General features: G+C 72.9%; 13 protein-coding genes. 9 read left to right on the plus strand and 4 right to left on the minus strand.

Features of this window, described 5'->3' with window-relative positions; translation table 11 throughout:
- The first annotated feature begins 33 nt into the window (after window positions 1-33).
- Window positions 34-2,478 carry a ThuA domain-containing protein gene (locus tag ACH4DX_RS08975; protein WP_398154763.1) on the plus strand — a complete coding sequence of 815 codons (2,445 nt, stop codon included), beginning with the start codon at window positions 34-36 and terminating at the stop codon, window positions 2,476-2,478.
- Window positions 2,475-4,688 (plus strand): OmpL47-type beta-barrel domain-containing protein, encoded by a 2,214-nt coding sequence (locus ACH4DX_RS08980; RefSeq protein WP_398154577.1) that lies wholly within the window; start codon window positions 2,475-2,477, stop codon window positions 4,686-4,688. Before ACH4DX_RS08975 ends, ACH4DX_RS08980 begins: the two co-directional genes overlap by 4 nt.
- 26 nt (window positions 4,689-4,714) lie before the next feature.
- On the opposite strand, the gene ligD is transcribed toward ACH4DX_RS08980, so the two are convergent.
- Window positions 4,715-5,731, minus strand: a complete 1,017-nt coding sequence (gene ligD, locus ACH4DX_RS08985; protein ID WP_398154578.1) for a non-homologous end-joining DNA ligase — start codon at window positions 5,729-5,731, stop codon at window positions 4,715-4,717.
- A gap of 73 nt (window positions 5,732-5,804) precedes the next feature.
- Here ligD and ACH4DX_RS08990 point away from each other — a divergent pair, with 73 nt between their 5' ends.
- The 3 genes from ACH4DX_RS08990 (at window position 5,805) to ACH4DX_RS09000 (ending at window position 9,872) form a co-directional block, all read left to right on the plus strand.
- Entirely contained in the window at window positions 5,805-6,887 is a 1,083-nt protein-coding gene (locus tag ACH4DX_RS08990) for an ATP-dependent DNA ligase (RefSeq protein ID WP_398114778.1), read from the plus strand.
- Between the two features lie 198 nt (window positions 6,888-7,085).
- Window positions 7,086-8,873 (plus strand): FAD-dependent oxidoreductase, encoded by a 1,788-nt coding sequence (locus ACH4DX_RS08995; protein WP_398154579.1) that lies wholly within the window; start codon window positions 7,086-7,088, stop codon window positions 8,871-8,873.
- Between the two features lie 51 nt (window positions 8,874-8,924).
- The gene (locus ACH4DX_RS09000) at window positions 8,925-9,872 is read left to right on the plus strand and encodes a DUF3048 domain-containing protein (protein WP_398154580.1); all 948 of its coding nucleotides are present in this window, start codon (window positions 8,925-8,927) and stop codon (window positions 9,870-9,872) included.
- A gap of 121 nt (window positions 9,873-9,993) precedes the next feature.
- On the opposite strand, the gene ACH4DX_RS09005 is transcribed toward ACH4DX_RS09000, so the two are convergent.
- Together ACH4DX_RS09005 and ACH4DX_RS09010 are read right to left on the minus strand one after the other, a co-directional pair.
- Window positions 9,994-10,935: an SDR family oxidoreductase gene (locus ACH4DX_RS09005; RefSeq protein ID WP_398154581.1), complete on the minus strand. Its 942-nt coding sequence runs from the start codon at window positions 10,933-10,935 to the stop codon at window positions 9,994-9,996.
- Window positions 10,936-11,060: 125 nt separating this feature from the next.
- Complete coding sequence (locus ACH4DX_RS09010; RefSeq protein ID WP_398154582.1) at window positions 11,061-11,825, minus strand: SDR family oxidoreductase; 765 nt, start codon at window positions 11,823-11,825, stop codon at window positions 11,061-11,063.
- 70 nt (window positions 11,826-11,895) lie between these two features.
- Here ACH4DX_RS09010 and ACH4DX_RS09015 point away from each other — a divergent pair, with 70 nt between their 5' ends.
- Genes ACH4DX_RS09015 through ACH4DX_RS09030 form a run of 4 tightly spaced genes read left to right on the plus strand, consistent with a single transcriptional unit; the run spans window position 11,896 to window position 15,455 of the window.
- Window positions 11,896-12,669, plus strand: a complete 774-nt coding sequence (locus ACH4DX_RS09015) for an enoyl-CoA hydratase family protein (protein WP_398154583.1) — start codon at window positions 11,896-11,898, stop codon at window positions 12,667-12,669.
- 43 nt (window positions 12,670-12,712) lie between these two features.
- A complete protein-coding gene (locus tag ACH4DX_RS09020) occupies window positions 12,713-13,564 on the plus strand; it encodes a CoA transferase subunit A (RefSeq protein WP_398114789.1) in 852 nt (283 codons plus the stop codon).
- Window positions 13,561-14,382 carry a CoA-transferase subunit beta gene (locus tag ACH4DX_RS09025; protein WP_398154584.1) on the plus strand — a complete coding sequence of 274 codons (822 nt, stop codon included), beginning with the start codon at window positions 13,561-13,563 and terminating at the stop codon, window positions 14,380-14,382. Before ACH4DX_RS09020 ends, ACH4DX_RS09025 begins: the two co-directional genes overlap by 4 nt.
- The gene (locus tag ACH4DX_RS09030) at window positions 14,379-15,455 is read left to right on the plus strand and encodes an NAD(P)H-dependent flavin oxidoreductase (RefSeq protein ID WP_398154585.1); all 1,077 of its coding nucleotides are present in this window, start codon (window positions 14,379-14,381) and stop codon (window positions 15,453-15,455) included. The genes ACH4DX_RS09025 and ACH4DX_RS09030 overlap by 4 nt, the downstream gene beginning before the upstream one ends.
- A gap of 132 nt (window positions 15,456-15,587) precedes the next feature.
- On the opposite strand, the gene ACH4DX_RS09035 is transcribed toward ACH4DX_RS09030, so the two are convergent.
- Window positions 15,588-18,236: an ATP-binding protein gene (locus tag ACH4DX_RS09035; RefSeq protein WP_398154586.1), complete on the minus strand. Its 2,649-nt coding sequence runs from the start codon at window positions 18,234-18,236 to the stop codon at window positions 15,588-15,590.
- Between the last annotated feature and the right edge of the window lie 129 nt (window positions 18,237-18,365).

Raw genomic sequence — 18,365 nt, forward strand, 5'->3', positions numbered from 1 at the left:
CGGAGAACCACGCGGCGCGCCTGGACCGCGGCCCTGCTCGCGGGTGCCGTCGCCACCGGCGTCCTGACGGGGCCCGGCGCCTCCGCACGCCCCTTTCCGGGACCTTCCGACGACTTCAAGACAACGATGTCGCGCGCTCTGCCCGCTCCCCCGGGAAGCGCGAACGTGCGCGTGCTCGTGTTCTACGGCTCGGCCGCGGACGGCGACGAGTCGCCGGTCGTCGACGCCGCCATCGCGGCCGTCGAGAAGATCGGCCGGTCCGGTCCGGCCGAGCAGCGCTTCACCGTGACGGCCACGGACGACCCGGCCGTGTTCACCGACGCCAGGAAGCTCGGCAGGTTCAACGCCGTCACCTTCGTGACCGGCGGCGGCGACGTCCTCGACGCCGAGCAGGAGTTGGGCCTCGAGGCCTACATGGAGGCCGGCGGCGGCTTCCTCGGCCTGCACGACGCGGCCCGCGCGGAACCGTACTCCTCCTGGTTCACCGGCCTGATCGGCGCCCGCCCCAAGGACACCGGCCCCACGGCGGTGCAGCGCGCCACCGTCGAGGTCGGCGACCGCGAGCATCCGGCCACCAAGGAACTGCCCCTGGAGTGGAAGCGCCCCGACAAGTGGCTGAACTGGGAGAAGAACCCGTCGGGTGACGTGCACACCGTGGCCCGGGTGCGCGAGGCGACGTACGAGCCGGGCGCGGGCGCGAACGGCTGGGACCACCCGGTGTCCTGGTGCCGCGACTACGACGGCGGCCGGTCCTTCTACACCGGTATGGGCGGCACCGCCGACGCCTACGACGAGGCCGACTTCCGCGGCCATCTGCGCGGCGCCCTGCTGTGGACGACCCGCCTGGCCCGCGCCGACTGCCAGGCCACCATCAACGCCAACTACCGGGCCGAACGGCTGACGCAGCCCAACAAGCCGGGCCGGAACGACCAGATCGGCGAGCCGCACGGCCTGGTGACGGCGCCCGACGGCCGGGTCTTCCACATCGGCCGCGGCGGCGCCGACTCCTCCCGGCCCGTCGTCACCGACTGGAACAATCCGGACGTCGGCAAGGGCACGGGCGAGATCCACGTCTACGACCCGAGGACCAGGAAGTCGACCCTCGCCGGAGCGCTCACCGTCTTCGGCAACAAGGGCGGCGGTGGTGAGCTGACCAAGGTCGAGGAGGGCCTGCTCGGCATCGAGCTCGACCCGGGGTTCGCGCGGAACGGCTGGGTGTATCTGCACTACACCCCGCACGCGCGGATCAACCGCGAGACGCACATGGCCGAGCGCTACGTCTCCCGCTTCACCTTCGACGAGGCCACCGACACACTGGACCTGGCCAGCGAGAAGGTGCTGCTGAAATGGCCGGTGCAGATCCACAGCTGCTGTCACTCCGGCGGCGGGATGTCCTGGGACTCCAGAGGCAACCTGTACATCGCGACCGGTGACAACAACTCCTCCGGGTTCAGCGACGGCTACTCGGGCAACAACCCGCAGCCCCAGTTCAAGGGTGTTGCCTTCGCCGACGCCCGCCGCACCTCCGGCAACACCAACAACCTCAACGGCAAGATCCTGCGCATCCACCCCGAGCCCGACGGCACCTACACCCTGCCCGACGGCAACCTCTTCACCGGCGAGGAGCAGGACGAGGGCGGCGGCAAGACGCGCGGCGAGATCTATGTGATGGGCGTGCGCAACCCGGCCCGCATCTTCGTCGACAAGAAGACCGACACCCTGTACGCGGGCTGGGTCGGCCCGGACGCCGGTCAGGCGTCGACGACCTGGGGCCCGGCGAAGTACGACACGTTCGCGGCGATCACACACGCCTCCAACCGCGGCTGGCCGTACTGCATGGGCAACAACCAGCCCTACCGCGACCGCAATCTGCCGGACCCGAGCAAGCCCCTCGGCTGGTACGACTGCCGGAACCTGCGCAACGAGTCGCCCCACAACGACGGCCTGGTGAAGATCCCGCCGGCGGAGCCCAACACCATCTGGTACTCGCCGCAGGGCGGCGGCGTCGACTACCCGCGGGACGCGAACGGCGTCCCCAGCTACAGGCCGGAGGAGGCCGAGCAGCTCCTGCCGTGGCTCAAGGGCGGCGGCCAGGCCACGATGAACGGCCCGGTCTACCGCTACGACGCGGCGAGCACGTCCGCGGACAAGTGGCCCTCGTACTGGGACGGCAAGTGGTTCGTCGGTGACTTCTACGACGGCGACCAGCCGCGGCACGCGGTGCTCACCGACCCGAGGACGGTCGGCAGGGGCGGTCTTCCGGTGCACGCCGAGTCCCTGCGCTCCATCGTCCCGGTGGGCAACGACCGCATCAAGAACCTCATGGACTGGAAGTTCGCGCCGGACGGCTCGCTGTACGTCCTCGACTACGGGCGCGGCTTCTTCACCTCGGACGCCAAGTCGGCGCTGTGGCGCGTGACGTACAAGGGCGGCGCGGCGACCCCGGCCGCGGGCGACCTGGCCAGGAAGGCACGATGATGAGAACCGCTCCCCCGCGGCCGCGTTCCCGGAGGCTGTGGCCCGCGCTGCTGGCCGCGCTCGCCCTGGTGCTCGGCCTGACCTCGGTGGCCGGGGCCGCTCCTGACGGGCCCCGGCCCGTGGAACAGCAGACCCTGACCTGGACCGCGGACAACGACATCGCCAAGTACAAGTCGGCGCCGACGACGGCGGTCGCCGGAAGGACGACGATCGTCTTCGAGAACAGCGTGGCGACCGGCAACACCACCGGTATGCCGCACACGCTGACGTTCGACGTCTCCGACCCCGAGTACAACAACGACGTCTCCCTGAACATCCTCGCCAACCCGGGTGACGACAAGGGCGGCAAGCACACCGCCGAGGTGACCCTCACCCCGGGCCGTTACCGCTACTACTGCACCATCCCCGGCCACGGCGCGATGCAGGGCGTCCTGGTGGTGACCGAGGGCGGCGGCGAGGACACGACGGCCCCCGAGGCCGCGGCGGACGTCCAGGGCGCGACCGACGCTGACGGCGCGTACGTGGGTTCGGCGACGGTCTCGGTGACGGCGACCGACGAGGGCTCCGGCGTCGACAGGATCGAGTACGCCGTCGGGGCCGACGGGGCGTGGCAGCCGTACACGGCGCCCGTCGTCGTCAACACCGTCGGCACGCACAGGATCCGCTACCGCGCCGTCGACAGGGCGGGCAACGTGGCTGCTGAGAAGGCCGTCGTTTTCCAGGTGGTCGCACCGTCGACGGACGACAGGACGCCGCCGGAGACGTCGGCGACGGTCACCGGGGAGCAGAACGGCTCGGGTCAGTACCTGGGCATGGCGACGGTCACGGTGGCGGCGTCCGACGCGGGTTCCGGCCTGAACAAGGTCGAGTACGCACTCGGCGACGGCGCCTGGACGGCGTACACGACGCCCGTGATGGTGCACGCGGCCGGCGCCCACAAGGTGCGCTACCGGGCGTTCGACAAGGCGGGCAACGTGGCGCCGGAGAAGTCGGTGGAGTTCACCGTGGTGGCGCCGCCCGCCGAGGACAAGGAGCCGCCGGAGACGTCGGCGAAGGTCGGGGGCGACAAGAACTCCGACGGCGCCTACATCGGCCGTGCCGAGGTCACGGTGTCCGCGACCGACGCTGGGTCGGGCGTCGACAAGGTCGAGTACTCCCTGGACGGCGGCCCCTACGTGGCCTACGCCGCGCCGGTGGTCGTCGACCGCGTGGGCCGGCACACGGTGGCGTACCGGGCGAGCGACAAGGCGGGCAACACCGCGCCCGCGAAGTCCGTGGCGTTCACGGTGGACGAGGGCGGCGGGGTCCCCGGGCCCGGCTGTCCCGAGTACGACGAGCGCTCGACGGTGTTCGTCGGCACGGTCGACACCGGCATCCCGAACCGTGTCACCGACAACCGGTGCCGGATCGGCGAGCTGATCGAGGACGAGAAGGACTGGTCGTCGCACGCGCTGTTCCGCAAGCACGTCAAGACCGTCACGGACCGCCTGAAGAAGACGGGAGAGATCGACAGGCGCGAGTACAACAGGATCAGCAAGGCGGCCGAGGAGTCCGGCATCGGCAAGCCGGGCCAGACCGAGGGCTACCGGCCCCTCTTCGACGGCACCCAGAAGTCGTTCGCCAAGTGGAGCCACGTGGGCGGCGGTTCGTTCGGCCTGAACGCCGACGGCACGATGACGTCGGGCACCACCAGGAGCGGCCTCGGGATGCTGTGGTTCCCCGCGCGCAAGTACGGGGACTTCTCGCTGAAGCTCCAGTGGCGCGACGACGCCCCGTCGAACGGCAACGCCAACTCGGGCGTCTTCGTGCGCTTCCCGCAGGTCCACGACCATCCGGAGGAGTCGCGTCCGGAGTGGGTCGCCATCAAGTACGGCCACGAGGTGCAGGTCCTCGACCGTCCTGACGGCGACATGTACAAGACGGGGTCGATCTACGGCTTCGACCGCGTCGGTCTCGCGGGCGCGGGCGTGACCCCCAAGGGCACCTGGAACGACTACGAGGTCCGCGTCGTCGACCAGCACTACGCGATCTACCGCAACGGGGTCCTGATCAACGAGTTCGACAACACCGGCGGCCGGGTCTTCGAGCCGCCGCGCGGCGACGACCCCGGCACGGACGGCCGCCGCTTCGCGTCCGGGTACATCGGCCTCCAGGTCCACGGCACGACGGACGTGGTGTCGTACCGGGACATCCGGATCAAGGAGCTGTAGGCACCGGCAGCCACCGGGGGGCGGGTTCAGTCGTCGTGCCTGGCACGGCTCGGCTGGACCCGCTTCGGCTCTCCGGGCATCTTCGGGTACTCCGGCGGATAGGGCAGGTCGCCGTGGCCGTGATCGCGTTCGTCGCGGTCCGCCTGCTCCAGGACCGCGTCCAGGGAGAAGGCGTGCTCGTCCATGTCCCGATGCACGTCACCGAGCCGGGCGAACCGCTCGGGCATCGTGGCGACGTCGAAGTCGCGGGGCACGGCGTCGTCGAGTTCGTCCCAGCTCAGGGGCGCGGAGACGGGGGCGTGCGGGCGGGCGCGGACGGAGTAGGCGGAGGCGATGGTGCGGTCGCGGGCGGTCTGGTTGTAGTCGACGAAGATCCGCTCGCCGCGCTCCTCCTTCCACCAGGCGGTCGTCACCGCGTCCGGCATCCGCCGCTCCAGGGCGCGGCCGCAGGTGATCGCGGCCCGGCGCACCTCGGTGAACGTCCAGCGCGGTGTGATCGGCACGAAGACGTGGATGCCCCGCCCGCCGGACGTCTTCGGCCAGCCGCGCAGGCCGAACCCGTCGAGCAGGTCCCGGAGTTCATGGGCGGCGCGGACGGCGTCGGCGTAGTCGGTACCGGGCTGCGGGTCGAGGTCCAGGCGCAGTTCGTCCGGGTGGTCGAGGTCATCGCGCCGCACCGGCCAGGGGTGGAAGGTGAGCGTGCCGTACTGGGCGGCCCACACCACGGCGGCGACCTCGGTGGGGCACATCTCGTCGGCGGTGCGGCCGCTGGGGAAGGCGATGGTGGCGGTCGGGGTCCAGTCGGGCAGGTTCTTCGGGGCGCGCTTCTGGTAGAAGTGCTCGCCCTCGATGCTCTCGGGATACCGCTCCAGGGTGGTGGGCCGGTCCCGCAGCGCCCGCAGGATGCCCCCGCCGACGGCGATGAAGTACTCGGCGACGTCCCGCTTGGTGAAGCCGCGCTCGGGGAACAGCACCCGGTCGGGGCTGGAGAGCCGCACCGTGCGCTCGCCCGCCGTCAGCTCCACCGCCGCTCCCGCACCCATGCGGCCACCGTAGCCGCGTACGACAAATGCCGCACACCGGGCACATATGGGCGACCGGCCGGAGAATCGGACCATGGATCTGCCGGTGATGCCGCCCGTGAAGCCCATGCTCGCCAAGTCCGTGGCGCGCATCCCGCCCGGCATGCAGTACGAGGCGAAGTGGGACGGGTTCCGTGCGATCGCCTTCAGGGACGGCCCGGAGGTCGAGCTGGGCAGCCGCAGCGGCAAGACGCTGACCAGGTACTTTCCCGAGCTGGTGGAGGCGCTCCGGGAGCGGCTGCCCGAGCGGTGCGTGGTGGACGGCGAGATCGTGATCGCGCGCGGCCGGCGGCTCGACTTCGACGCCCTCACCGAGCGCATCCATCCGGCCGCGTCCCGGGTGCGGACGCTCGCCGAGCGGACACCGGCGTCGTTCGTCGCCTTCGACCTGCTCGCCCTCTTCGACGAGGCGCTCCTCGACGTCCCTCTCAGCGACCGGCGCCGGCTCCTGAGCGGCGCCCTCAAGGGCGTGCGCGCGCCCGTGCACCTCGCGCCCGCGACACTGGACCGGGACGTGGCCGAGCGGTGGTTCGAGGAGTACGAGGGCGCCGGGCTCGACGGAGTGATCGCCAAGCCGCTCGACCTGCGCTACCGGCCGAACGAGCGCCTGATGTACAAGATCAAGCACGAGCGTACGGCCGACTGCGTGGTCGCGGGCCTCCGCTTCCACAAGAGCGGTCCCGTGGTGGGGTCGCTGCTGCTCGGTCTGTACGACGGCGCCGGCACGCTCCAGCACGTCGGGGTCTGTGCGGCGTTCTCCATGAAGCGGCGGGCCGAACTGGTGGCCGAGCTGGAGCCCCTGCGGATGTCCGACCCGGCCGAGCACCCCTGGGCCGCCTGGACGGACGAGGCGGCCCACGAGGACGCCCGGCTGCCCGGGGCGGTGAGCCGCTGGACCGGCAAGAAGGACCTCTCCTGGGTGCCGCTGCGGCCCGAGCGGGTGTGCGAGGTCGCGTACGACCACATGGAGAACGGGGCGCGGTTCCGGCACACGGCGCAGTTCCGCCGGTGGCGGCCGGACCGGGCGCCCGGGTCGTGCACCTACGCCCAGCTGGAGGAACCCGCGGTCTACGACTTGGACGCGGTGTTGGGGTCGCCTCCCGTGTCCCCCGCGTAGCGCTGCCCGCGGGGTCCCGTCCGCACGGTCCCGCCCACAGGCTCTTGCCCGCAGAGTCCTGCCCGCAGGCTTCCGCCCGCAAGCTCCCATCCGTGGACGAGATCGAGCCAACGCGCGGCGCGCCGCTTCCGGCCTCCCGCCGCTCCCCCTAGGCTCCGCCCCCGACACCCGAGTTACCATCGGTAAGGGGGAGAGCGCGTGGGGCACGCACAAGGCAGTACCCGCAGAGCCTTCGTGGGACGGACGGCGGCGGCGGGCGGCGCGGCCGCGTTGGGCCTGGGAACACTCCCCGCGCCGGCGGGTGCCGCGCCCCGGACGCCCAGGAGGAAGCAGACGGTCGCCGTGCTCGGCGGCGGCGTCGCCGGGCTGACCGCCGCCCACGAGCTGGCGGAGCGCGGCTTCGCGGTCACCGTGTACGAGCGCCGCGCCCTCGGCGGCAAGGCCCGCAGCATGGACGTACCGAACAGCGCGAAGGGCACCCGCAGGCCGCTGCCCGCGGAGCACGGCTTCCGCTTCATCCCGGGGATCTACCACAACCTCCCCGACTCGATGCGCCGCATCCCCTTCCCCGGGAACGCGAACGGCGTCTGGGACAACCTCGTGAGCCCGCCGGAGATGAGCTTCGCCCGCTCCGGCGGCCGCGAGGACATCCGCCTGCCGATCCCCCAGCACACCGGGGACCCGGCACGCCTCACCAAGGACGACATCGCCCGCGCGCTCACCGCGCTGCTCGACACGGCCACCAGCATCCCCGGCCACGAGGTCGCCTACTTCGTCAACCGCGCCCTGGTCTTCCTCACCAGCTGCGACGAGCGCCGTGACGACGACTGGGAGTCGACCCCCTGGTGGGAGTTCGTGCGGGCCGAGCAGATGTCGAAGGACTACCAGCGCGTCCTCGCCATCGGCATCACCCGCAACATCGTGGCGACCAAGGCCGAGGAGGCCAGCACCCGCACCGTCGGCACGCTCGGCGAGGCGTTCGTCTTCAACGCCCTGGGGCGCGGCGCCGACGGCCCGCCCGACCGGATCCTGAACGCGCCGACCAACGAGGCGTGGATCGACCCGTGGGTGGCGCACCTGAAGTCCCTCGGCGTGGAGTTCCGCGTCGGCTGGACGGTGCGCGACCTGGTGTACGGCGACGGCAGGATCACCCGTACGGTCGTCGGGAACCCCGCGGGCGGCCGCGAGGACGTCGTCGCCGACCACTACGTACAGGCCATGCCGGTCGAGCACGCACGGCGCACCTGGAGCAGGGAACTCAAGGCCGCCGACCCGCAGCTGGCGCGCTGCGACAGGCTCAGGACGGACTGGATGACGGGCATCCAGTTCTATCTGACGGAGCGCCCCGGCACCGTCGAGGGCCACTTCAACTGCATCGACTCGCCCTGGTCGCTGACGGGCATCGCCCAGGCGGCCCACTGGAAGGGCCGCGACTTCCCCAGGGACTACGGCGACGGCACCGCCGTGGACTGTCTGTCGGTGGACATCTCCGAGTGGGACGTACCGGGGATCCTGTACGGCAAGACGGCCAAGCGGTGCACGCGCGACGAGGTGGCGCGCGAGGTGTGGGCACAGCTGAAGGCGTCCCTGAACGACACCGGCAAGGCGGTCCTGAGCGACGCCAAGCTGCACTCGTGGTTCCTCGACCCCGGTGTCGACGGCATCGGCGGCCCGCACCCCACCAACGAGGACGAACTCCTCATCCACCCGGTGGGCACCCTGCACAACCGGCCATCGGCGGCGACGAAGGTCCCGAACCTGTTCCTCGCGGGTGACTACGTGGCCGTCGACATCGACCTGGCGACGATGGAGGGCGCCAACGCCGCGGCCCGCCAGGCGGTCAACGCCCTGCTCGACCGGGTGGGCTCCGACCAGGAGCGGTGCGAGGTGACGCCCCTGTACCGCGCCCCGGAGATCGAGGGCCTCAGGCGCCACGACCGCCTGCGGTACCGGCTCGGTCTGCCCAATGCCCTCGATCTGGGGTGAGATCTCCCCGGTCATGGCTGCGGCGCGGCCGGTACGGGGTAAAGCCCCGGCATGACATCGCGAAGACGACAGTGGCGTGCGGCGACGGCGGTGGCGCTGCTCGCCGCCCTGGCCCCGGCCTGCACGCTCGAGGAACGGCCGGGTGCGGGCCGCGACGAGAAGCGGCCCGTGCGCACGGCGGCCGAGGGCCGCGTGCTCGCCGTGAAGATTGACAATGTGCGCCCCGCACGCCCGCAGACCGGCCTCGACGCGGCGGACGTCGTGTACGCCGAGCAGGTGGAGGCCGGTCTGAGCCGTCTGATGGCGGTGTACGCGACCCGGCTGCCCCCGGCCGTGGGGCCGGTGCGCAGCGCGCGGGAGACGGACCTGGAGCTCCTGCGCCAGTTCGACCGCCCGGCGCTCGCGTTCTCCGGGGCGCAGAACAAGCTGCTCCCGCTGATCGACCGGGCACCGCTGCGCTCGCTGCCCGCGGAGGGTGCGGCCGAGAAGGCGTACTACCGCAGCGACGACAGACCGGCCCCCCACAACCTCTATCTGCGGCCCGCAGCGCTCGGGGTGCGCCCCGAACCGAGCGGCCTGAAGAGCACCGGTTTCACGTTCGGGCCGCGCCCGTCCGGCGGTACGCCGCTGACCCGGCACACGGTCACCTTCCCGTCGGCCCGCTTCACCTTCACCTGGGTCGAGTACGAGGGGCGCTGGCACATCGCGATGGACGACGACACGGCCCGCACGCCGGAGGGCAAGGCGCTGTCGGCCGCGACCGTGGTGGTGCAGCGCGTCGACGTCAAGGACTCCCGCTACCACGACAGCTCCGGCAACTCCTCCCCGCTCACCCGCACGGTGGGCTCGGGCACGGCCGAGGTGCTGCGGGACGGCCGGTCCTACGAGGCGCGCTGGGAGCGCAGGACCGCCGACGGCGGCACCGCCTTCACCACACCCGACGGCAAGCCGCTGGCGTTCGCCCAGGGCCCGGTGTGGGTGGTGTTCACGAAGGCCTGACGACCGCGCCGAACCCGCCGTGCGTGCGCCGCCCTCCGGTCGTGGGGCGCGGCGGGGCGCGGCGGCCGTCCTGCGGGACCACCACGGCCGTCTCGACCGCCACGTCCCGCGCGGCGCCGGGTCACCGCGCCCCGTACACCGGCTGGGGCGCCTCGGCCCCGGCGAGCAACTCCAGGGCCGCCGCACCCGCTTCTGCGGCGCTGCGACGACCGCCCTTGTCGAGGGTGGGACCGGGACGCCAGCCCTCCATGACGGTGATGCGGCCCCCCTCGGTCTCGAAGACGCGGCCGGTGACCCCGGCGGAGGACTCCGAGCCGAGCCAGACGACCAGGGGGGACACGTTCTCCGGGGCCATGGCGTCGAAGGTGCCGCAATCCCCGTCCCGGGGAGGGGCCATGGTGTCGGCGAAGGCCTGCTCGGTCATGCGGGTCCGCGCGGCGGGCGCGACGGCGTTCACGCGTACTCCGTAGGCGGCCAGTTCGGCGGACGCCACCAGGGTGAGGCCGAGGATCCCGGCCTTGGCGGCGCTGTAATTGCCCTGCCCCACGCTGCCGAGGAGGCCCGCACCCGAGCTGGTGTTGACCACGCACGCGTGCGGCGCCCGCCCCCGCTTGGCCTCGGCGCGCCAGTGGACGGCTGCGTGCTTCAGGGGGAGGAAGTGTCCCTTCAGATGGACGCGTACGACGGCGTCCCAGGCCTCCTCGTCGAGGTTGACCAGCATGCGGTCGCGCAGGAAGCCCGCGTTGTTGACGAGGGTGTCCAGGCGGCCGTACGCCTCCAGGGCCGTCCGCACGAGGGAGGCGGCGCCTTCGGAGGTGGCGATGTCCCCGCGGTGCGCGACGGCGTCCCCGCCCGCCGCCCGGATCTCCTCGACGACGTCCTGCGCGGGCCCGCCGGACGCGCCGGAGCCGTCGAGACGCACTCCGAGGTCGTTGACGACGACGCGCGCCCCCTCGGCGGCGTACGCGCGCGCGTGGGCGCGCCCCAGGCCCCGGCCCGCGCCGGTGACGACCACGACGCGGCCCGCGCAGATCCCGGACCCGACAGCGGCGTGGGCCTTCATGCGCGCACTCCCTTCGTCTTCGTACGCGCACTCCCCCGCATTTTCCTACGCGTACTCCCCTTCGTCCTCATGCGCACACTTCCCTTCGTCGCTGGGCCGTACGGGTGTCCATGGCTGACGGGAGGTCAGTGGTTCACGGAGGCCGCGTCGAGGAACGCGGGCCGCTCGCCGCCGCCGTGCAGGTGCAGTGCGGCGCCGCTGACGTACCGTGCGGCGTCGGAGGCGAGGAAGACGCAGGCGTCCCCGACGTCGGCCGGGTCGGCGAGGCGGCCGAGCGGCACCGTGCGGCCCACCGCGGCGACACCCTCCGCGTCGCCGTAGTGCAGAGCGGAACTCTCCGTTCGGGTGAGGCCGAGCACGACGGTGTTGACGCGGACGTGCGGCGCCCACTCCACGGCCATGGTGCGCGCCAGGTTCTCCAGGCCCGCCTTGGCGGCGCCGTAGGCCCCCGAGCCGGGTGAGGGGCGGGTGCCGCTGACGCTGCCGATCATGACGATGGCGCCGCCCTCCTGCTGATGGCGCATCACCTCGTAAGCACCCAGGGAGGCGTAGAGCGGAGACAGCAGGTTCAGCTCGACGATCTTCCTCTGGCGGGCGGCGGGGGTCTCGGCGAGCAGGCCGAACGGTGTTCCTCCCGCGTTGTTGACCAGGACGTCGATCCGCCCGTGGTCGGCCGCGACCGCCGCGAAGAAGCCGGCCGCCGCGGCGGCGTCCCGCACGTCGAGGGCGCGGAACTCGGCAGCGGCGCCCCCCGCTTCGACGGGCGCCCCGGGGGGTCTGCGGGCACAGACGACGACGCGTGCGCCCGCGGCCAGGAAGCGCCGTGCGATGCCCGCGCCGACGCCTCGGGTGCCGCCGGTGACCACGACCATCTGTCCCTTGTCAGTCATGGCTGCTACCTTCCAGGTAACTAACAAATGTTTGGTTGAGGGCGTTGTTCGAAAGGTAGCGGATCTCCTGATGTCTGTCTCCACCTCGGCTCCGCGGGAAGGCGTGGCCGTCGTCACCGTCGACCACCCACCGGTCAACGCCCTGCCGGTGCGGGGTTGGTACGCCCTGGCGGACGCGGTGCGCGCCGCGGGCCGCGACCGCGGCGTGCGCTGCGTGGTGCTCGCCGCTGCGGGCCGCGGCTTCAACGCGGGCGTGGACATCAAGGAGATGCAGCGCGACCCCGGCCACGAGGCGCTGGTCGGCGCCAACCGCGGCTGCGCGGCGGCCTTCTCCGCGGTGTACGACTGCGAGGTCCCGGTCGTCGCGGCGGTGCAGGGCTTCTGTCTGGGCGGCGGCATCGGGCTCGTCGGCAACGCGGACGCCGTCGTGGCCGCCGACGACGCCACCTTCGGCCTGCCGGAGCTGGACCGCGGCGCGCTCGGCGCCGCCACGCATCTGGCGCGCCTGGTGCCCCAGCACCTGATGCGGGCGCTGTACTACACCTCGCGCACGGCGACCGCCGCCGAACTGCACGCGCACGGCTCGGTGTGGCGGGTGGTGCCCCGCGCGGAGCTGCGCGCGGCGGCCCTGGACCTCGCCCACGAGATCGCCCGTAAGGACGGCACGCTGCTGCGCCTGGCCAAGGCCGCGATCAACGGCATCGACCCGGTCGACGTGCACCGCAGCTACCGCTTCGAACAGGGCTTCACCTTCGAGGCCAACCTCACCGGCCTCGCCGACCGCGTCCGCGCGGACTTCGGCCGCGCGGACTTCGGCCGTGCGGAGACAGGAGGAACCTCATGAGCGGCGGGGGAACCTCATGAGCGGCGGGCGCGGCGGAAAGGTCATGACGCCCGACGCGATCGTGGGGCGCCTGGAGAGCGGCATGACGCTCGGCATCGGCGGCTGGGGCTCGCGCCGCAAGCCGATGGCGCTGGTGCGGGCGCTGCTGCGCTCGGACGTCACGGACCTGACGGTCCTGTCCTGCGGCGGCCCGGACGTGGGGCTGCTCGCCGCTGCGGGCCGTATCCGCAAGCTGGTCACGCCGTTCGTGACCCTCGACTCCATCCCGCTGGAGCCGCACTTCCGCGCGGCCCGCGAGCACGGCGCCGTCGAACTGGTGGAGCTGGACGAGGCGATGTTCCTCCAGGGCCTGACGGCGGGCGCCCAGCGGCTGCCGTTCCTGCCGGTCAGGGCGGGCCTCGGCTCGGACGTGCTGCGCGTCGACCCGTCGCTGCGCACGGTGACGTCGCCGTACGCGGACGGCGAGGAGCTGGTGGCGGTCCCGGCGCTCCGCATGGACGCGGCCCTCGTGCACCTGAACCGCGCGGACGCCCGCGGCAACGGCCAGTACCTGGGCCCCGATCCGTACTTCGACGACCTGTTCTGCGAGGCGGCGGACACGGCGTACGTGACGTGCGAGCGGATCACGGCCACCGCCGAGCTGACACGGCACGCGGCACCGCAGACGCTGCTCGTCTCCCGGCACGCGGTGACGGGCGTCGCCGAGACCCCCGGGGGCGCCCACTTCACCTCGTGCGCACCCGACTACGGCCGCGACGAGGCCTTCCAGAAGGAGTACGCCGCGGCGGCCCGTGCCCCGGAGACCTGGCGGTCCTTCACGTCCCGCTTCCTGTCGGGGGCGGGCGAGGAGGACTACCGGTCGGCTGTGCGGTCCTGGCACAAGGAGCGACGATGACACCGCAGACGCCCCAGCCCCAGCCCCAGCCCCCGACTCCGGCACCGGCACCGGCACCGGTGACGCGGGCCGAGTACTGCGTGGTCGCGTGCGCCGAGGCCTGGCGGGGCGACGGCGAGGTGCTCGCCGCCGCCATGGGCACGGTGCCGACGATCGCGGCGCGCCTGGCGAAGCTCACGTTCGCCCCCGACCTGCTCCTGACCGACGGCGAGGCCCTGCTGATCGGTGATGTCCCGGCGGTCGGGGCGCGGTCGGAGGTGACGGAGGGCTGGCTGCCGTACCGCCGCCATCTGACGATGGTGATGGGAGGCCGCCGCCACGTGATGATGGGCGCGAGCCAGATCGACCGCTTCGGCAACCAGAACATCAGCTGTGTCGGCGACTGGCGGCGGCCCACGCGCCAGCTCCTCGGGGCCCGCGGCGCGCCCGCCAACACCCTCAACAACCCGGTGAGCTACTGGATCCCGCGGCATTCGCCCCGTGTGTTCGTCGAGCGGGTCGACATGATCTGCGGGGTCGGGTACGACAGTGCCGCCGCGGCGGGCCCGTCCGCGACGCGCTTCCACGAGCTGCGCCGGGTGGTGTCCGACCTCGGCGTCTTCGACTTCGCCACGCGGGACCGCGCGATGCGTGTGGTGAGCCTCCACCCGGGGGTGACGGCGGACGAGGTCCGCGCGGCGACCGGCTTCCGCCTGGGCTCCCCGGAGGACCCGCCCCCGGGCGGCACCACCCGTGCGCCGACCGCTGAGGAACTCCAGCTGATCCGTGCCGTCCTGGACCCCGCGGGGCTGCGTGAGCGCGAGGTGCCCGCGCCGTGACCGCGCCGCCGGGACCGCAGACGGCGCTGACCCGGCTCGTCGGGGTGCGGCACCCCCTCGTGCAGACCGGCATGGGGTGGGTGGCGGGCCCGCGCCTGGTGTCGGCGGTGGCGAACGCCGGGGCGCTCGGCATCCTGGCGTCCGCCACGATGACGCCCGAGGGGCTGCGTGCGGCGGTGCGGGAGGTCAGGTCCCGTACGAAGGCGCCGTTCGGCGTGAATCTGCGGGCCGACGCGGGGGACGCCCGCGAACGGGTGCGGATCATGATCGACGAGGGGGTGCGGGTGGCGTCCTTCGCCCTGGCACCGACGAAGGACCTCATGGCGGAGCTGAAGGACGCCGGTGTCCTGGTGATCCCGTCCGTGGGGGCGCGGCGGCACGCGGAGAAGGTGGCGGCGTGGGGTGCGGACGCCGTGGTGGTGCAGGGGGGCGAGGGCGGCGGCCACACCGGCGACGTCGCCACCACAGTGCTCCTGCCGCAGGTCGTGGACGCCGTGGACATCCCCGTGGTGGCGGCGGGCGGCTTCTGTGACGGCCGGGGTCTGGTCGCCGCCCTCGCGTACGGCGCGGCGGGCGTGGCGATGGGCACCCGGTTCCTCCTCACGGCGGAGTCCACGGTGCCGGACGCGGTGAAGGCCCGCTATCTGGCGGCGACGGTCAAGGACATCACCGTCACCACGCGTGTGGACGGCCTCCCCCACCGCATGCTGCGCACGGACCTCGTGACCGCGCTGGAGCGTTCGGGCCCCCTCCGCTCCCTGCTCCGCGCCGCCCGCCACGCCTCCACGTTCCGCCACGCCTCCGGCACGAGCTGGCCCGCCCTGCTGGCCGACGGCCTGTCCCTGCGCCACGAGAAGCACCTCACCTGGAGCCAACTCCTCCTGGCCGCCAACACCCCCATGATGCTGAAGTCCGCCCTTGTGGACGGCGACCCGGACCGGGGCCTGATGGCATCGGGCCAGGTAGCGGCCCGCATAGCCGACTTGCCGACGTGCGCGGAACTGATCGCAAGGACGGTACGGGAGGCGAGGCGAACGCATGAGTCGCTGCATAGGGGTCCGTTCGGTACCTGAGCACGCGGGGGGCGCGGCCGACGCGACTGTGTCACCAGGCGGGCATACTTCAGCCCGTCCGGCGCTTGAGGACGAGGCCGCAGGCCGATCGACGGCGAGCAGGGCAGGGCGCGGCAGGGCAGGGACGCGCCCCTAGGCGCCGGCCAACCCCCGCTCAGCCCGGGCGGCCAGCCCATCCGCCCCGCAAGCCCGCGCCAGCGCAAGCCCCCGCTGCACCGCGTCCACGTCCCCCGCGGCGATCCCGTACTCGACCCGCGCGACAGCGTGCTCGTACGCACACGGCGAGGCCTCCAGATACGTGACGGCCTGGGCGTAGAGGGCCACGGCGCGCGTACCGGACGCGAGCCCCGCCGCACAGCGCACCGCCTCCCCGATCGCCGTGTCCGTGCCGAACCGCTCGGCCTGCGCGCGGGCGTCACTGACGAGGTCGGCGGCGCGCCGCGGGTCCTCGTGGGCGAGCGCGCGGGCGAGGTCGAAGGCCCACGGCGCGAGCACCGTGTTGTACTGGCCGCGGGCCGTCAAGGCCTTGGCCGTGGCCTCCAGTTCGTTGAGGCCCTCCTCCGTGTGGCCGAGCGCGAGCAGCAGTCTGCCGCGTACGGACATCGCATCGGGCACGTAGATCGTGGACGCGGACGGCGGGGCGAAGCCGTACTGGTCGGCGACGGCCTTGGCCTGCTCGGCGTGGCCGCGGGCGAGCAGCGTGTCGATGAGCATGCTGGCGGCCTCCCAGTGCATCGGGAGTCCGCCCTGCACCACGCGGTCGGCGAGCCGCAGACTCTCGCGCAGCGACTTCTCGGCGTCCCTGAGCCGCCCGCGCCTGCGGTACACATAGCCGAGGAAGGCGTGCGCGAGCGCGAGGTGGCCGCCGCTCCAGCCCGCCGTCTCGTACGCCCTCACCGCTTCGGTGAACAGGCTCTCCGCCCGGTCGAGCCGGTCCGCGAAGGCGTAGGAGCTGCCGAGCATCAGGCGCAGCTCGAAGCCCCACTCGGTGTCGGTCCAGCCGAGGCCGGGCGCGAGCCGGCCGTTGACGAGGGCGCGGTCGCACAGCTCGACGACCTCTTCGGCGTTCTCCCCGCGGGTCATCGCGTCGAAGGCGCGCAGGATGAGCAGCGCGCGCTCGGCGTTGTCGCGGCCGGTCAGCGGTCCCGCAAGCGCGGCGAGGCGCCGGGAGCGGCCCGGTGCGTCCTCCTCGCCCGCGTGGATGCCCTCCCACATGAAGTGGACGGCCCGCAGCCGCAGCCGGTCGGTGCCGTCGGGGAGCCTCGCGGCCTCCTCGTCGATGACGCGCAGGCCCTCGCCCAGCTCGTCGTTGTGCACGAGCGCCTGCGAGAGGCGGCACACCGCGTCGACGCGCAGCTCCTGGCTGAGCCCGGTCATCGACAGCGCTTCGCGCAGGTGCCCGATGGTGGTGACGGGTGAGGTGAGCAGCGTGGCGCAGCCCAGTTCGTAGAGCACGCGGGCGTGCACGCCGGGCCGGGGCGGTTCGCGCAGGGCACGTTCGAGACAGCGGCGGGCCGCGTCGGGCGCGCCGACCGCGAGGTGTTCGGCGGCGGCCTGACGCAGCTGTCCGACGAGTTCGGGATCGTCGTCGGGGATGACTTCGAGGAGGTGGGGCGAGGCCGCGGCGGCACCGCGCCCGGACTGGGTGACGGCCCAGGCGGCCCGGCCGTGGAAGGCGGTGCGGGTGGCGGGCGGCATGGAGCGGTACACCTCGGAGGCGATCAGTGGGTGCACGAACTCCAGGCCCATCTCGCCACTGGTCACGATGCGGGCGGTGGCGAGCCGCTCCGCGCACCGTTCGGCGTCGGCGAGCGGCATGGGGATGAGGGACGCGGCGAGCTCCACGGGAATCGCGGAGCCCAGGATGGCGGCGGCCCAGGCGAACTGGGTGACGTCCGTGCCGAGTTCCTGGATGCGGTCGACGAGGCCGCGGCCGCGTGCCGAGCGGTTGAGGTCGCGCAGCTCGGCGGCGGAGCTCTCCACCGGTTCGATCCCGCTGTCCTGGACCTTGGCGAGCAGTTCCACGGACTCGTACGGATTGCCGCCGGTGACCGCCCAGACCTCACGGCAGAACGGGGCGTCCGCGTGGTCGCCGAGAGTGGCGCGGGTCAGGCCCGCCGCGGCGTCCGGGGTGAAGGCGCGCAGCACCGTCGCGGGACGGGCGGCGGAGCGTATCGCCGCGAGGTGGACGGCGCTGTCGCCGTTGGCCTCGCCGGGACGGTGGCCGACCACCACGAGGACGGGCAGGTCGTCGAGGCGCTCGACGAACGCGGCGAGCCACCGCAGGGTCTCCTGGTCGGCCCAGTGCGCGTCGTCGACGATCAGGACGAGGGGCCAGTGCACCCCGGCGAGGCGGGTGACCACGTCGACCAGGCCGTCGCACACCGCCTGCGGGTCGGGGCGGCCGCTGCCCGGCTCGGTGATGCCGAGCGCGGGGCCCGCGATGTCGTGCCAGTCGCCGAGGTATTCGCGGGTCTCCTCGGGCGTGAGCGGGATCAGGGCGGGTTGCAGCAGGTGCCGTACGACGTTGAACGGGACCTCTTTCACGGTCTCGCCGCCGCGTGCCACCCAGACCGCGGCGGCCCGGTCCCGCGCGATGCGGCGGGCCTCGGCGAGCAGTGCCGTCTTGCCGATGCCGGCCTCGCCGCTGAAGACCAGCAGACCGCCCCGGTTCGTCCTGCCCGAGCAGAGGTCGGACACCGCGCGCTCGATCGCGGCGAGTTCCTTCTCGCGCTCCCACAGCGGGGCCCAGGCGCCGCCTCCGGGCCGTCCCTGCGTCATCGCGCTACCTCCCGGAGTCGCTCAATCGACGTACGGAACTTGAGACTAGCCCGGCCGGACTCTCCGCGGTGCACGGTCCGCGCAGCTGCTCACACAAGGAGTGACGGGATGTCATATGCCAAGGGCGCG

Source organism: Streptomyces sp. NPDC017940, from assembly GCF_044328435.1.
Lineage (GTDB): Bacteria > Actinomycetota > Actinomycetes > Streptomycetales > Streptomycetaceae > Streptomyces.

Coding starts and splice junctions, on each gene's coding strand:
- ACH4DX_RS08980 (WP_398154577.1), top strand. CDS start 2,475: ATGATGAGAACCGCTCCCCCGCGGCCGCGTTCCCGGAGGCTGTGGCCC.
- ligD (WP_398154578.1), bottom strand. CDS start 5,731: ATGGGTGCGGGAGCGGCGGTGGAGCTGACGGCGGGCGAGCGCACGGTG.
- ACH4DX_RS08990 (WP_398114778.1), top strand. CDS start 5,805: ATGGATCTGCCGGTGATGCCGCCCGTGAAGCCCATGCTCGCCAAGTCC.
- ACH4DX_RS09000 (WP_398154580.1), top strand. CDS start 8,925: ATGACATCGCGAAGACGACAGTGGCGTGCGGCGACGGCGGTGGCGCTG.
- ACH4DX_RS09005 (WP_398154581.1), bottom strand. CDS start 10,935: ATGAAGGCCCACGCCGCTGTCGGGTCCGGGATCTGCGCGGGCCGCGTC.
- ACH4DX_RS09010 (WP_398154582.1), bottom strand. CDS start 11,825: ATGACTGACAAGGGACAGATGGTCGTGGTCACCGGCGGCACCCGAGGC.
- ACH4DX_RS09015 (WP_398154583.1), top strand. CDS start 11,896: ATGTCTGTCTCCACCTCGGCTCCGCGGGAAGGCGTGGCCGTCGTCACC.
- ACH4DX_RS09020 (WP_398114789.1), top strand. CDS start 12,713: ATGACGCCCGACGCGATCGTGGGGCGCCTGGAGAGCGGCATGACGCTC.
- ACH4DX_RS09025 (WP_398154584.1), top strand. CDS start 13,561: ATGACACCGCAGACGCCCCAGCCCCAGCCCCAGCCCCCGACTCCGGCA.
- ACH4DX_RS09035 (WP_398154586.1), bottom strand. CDS start 18,236: ATGACGCAGGGACGGCCCGGAGGCGGCGCCTGGGCCCCGCTGTGGGAG.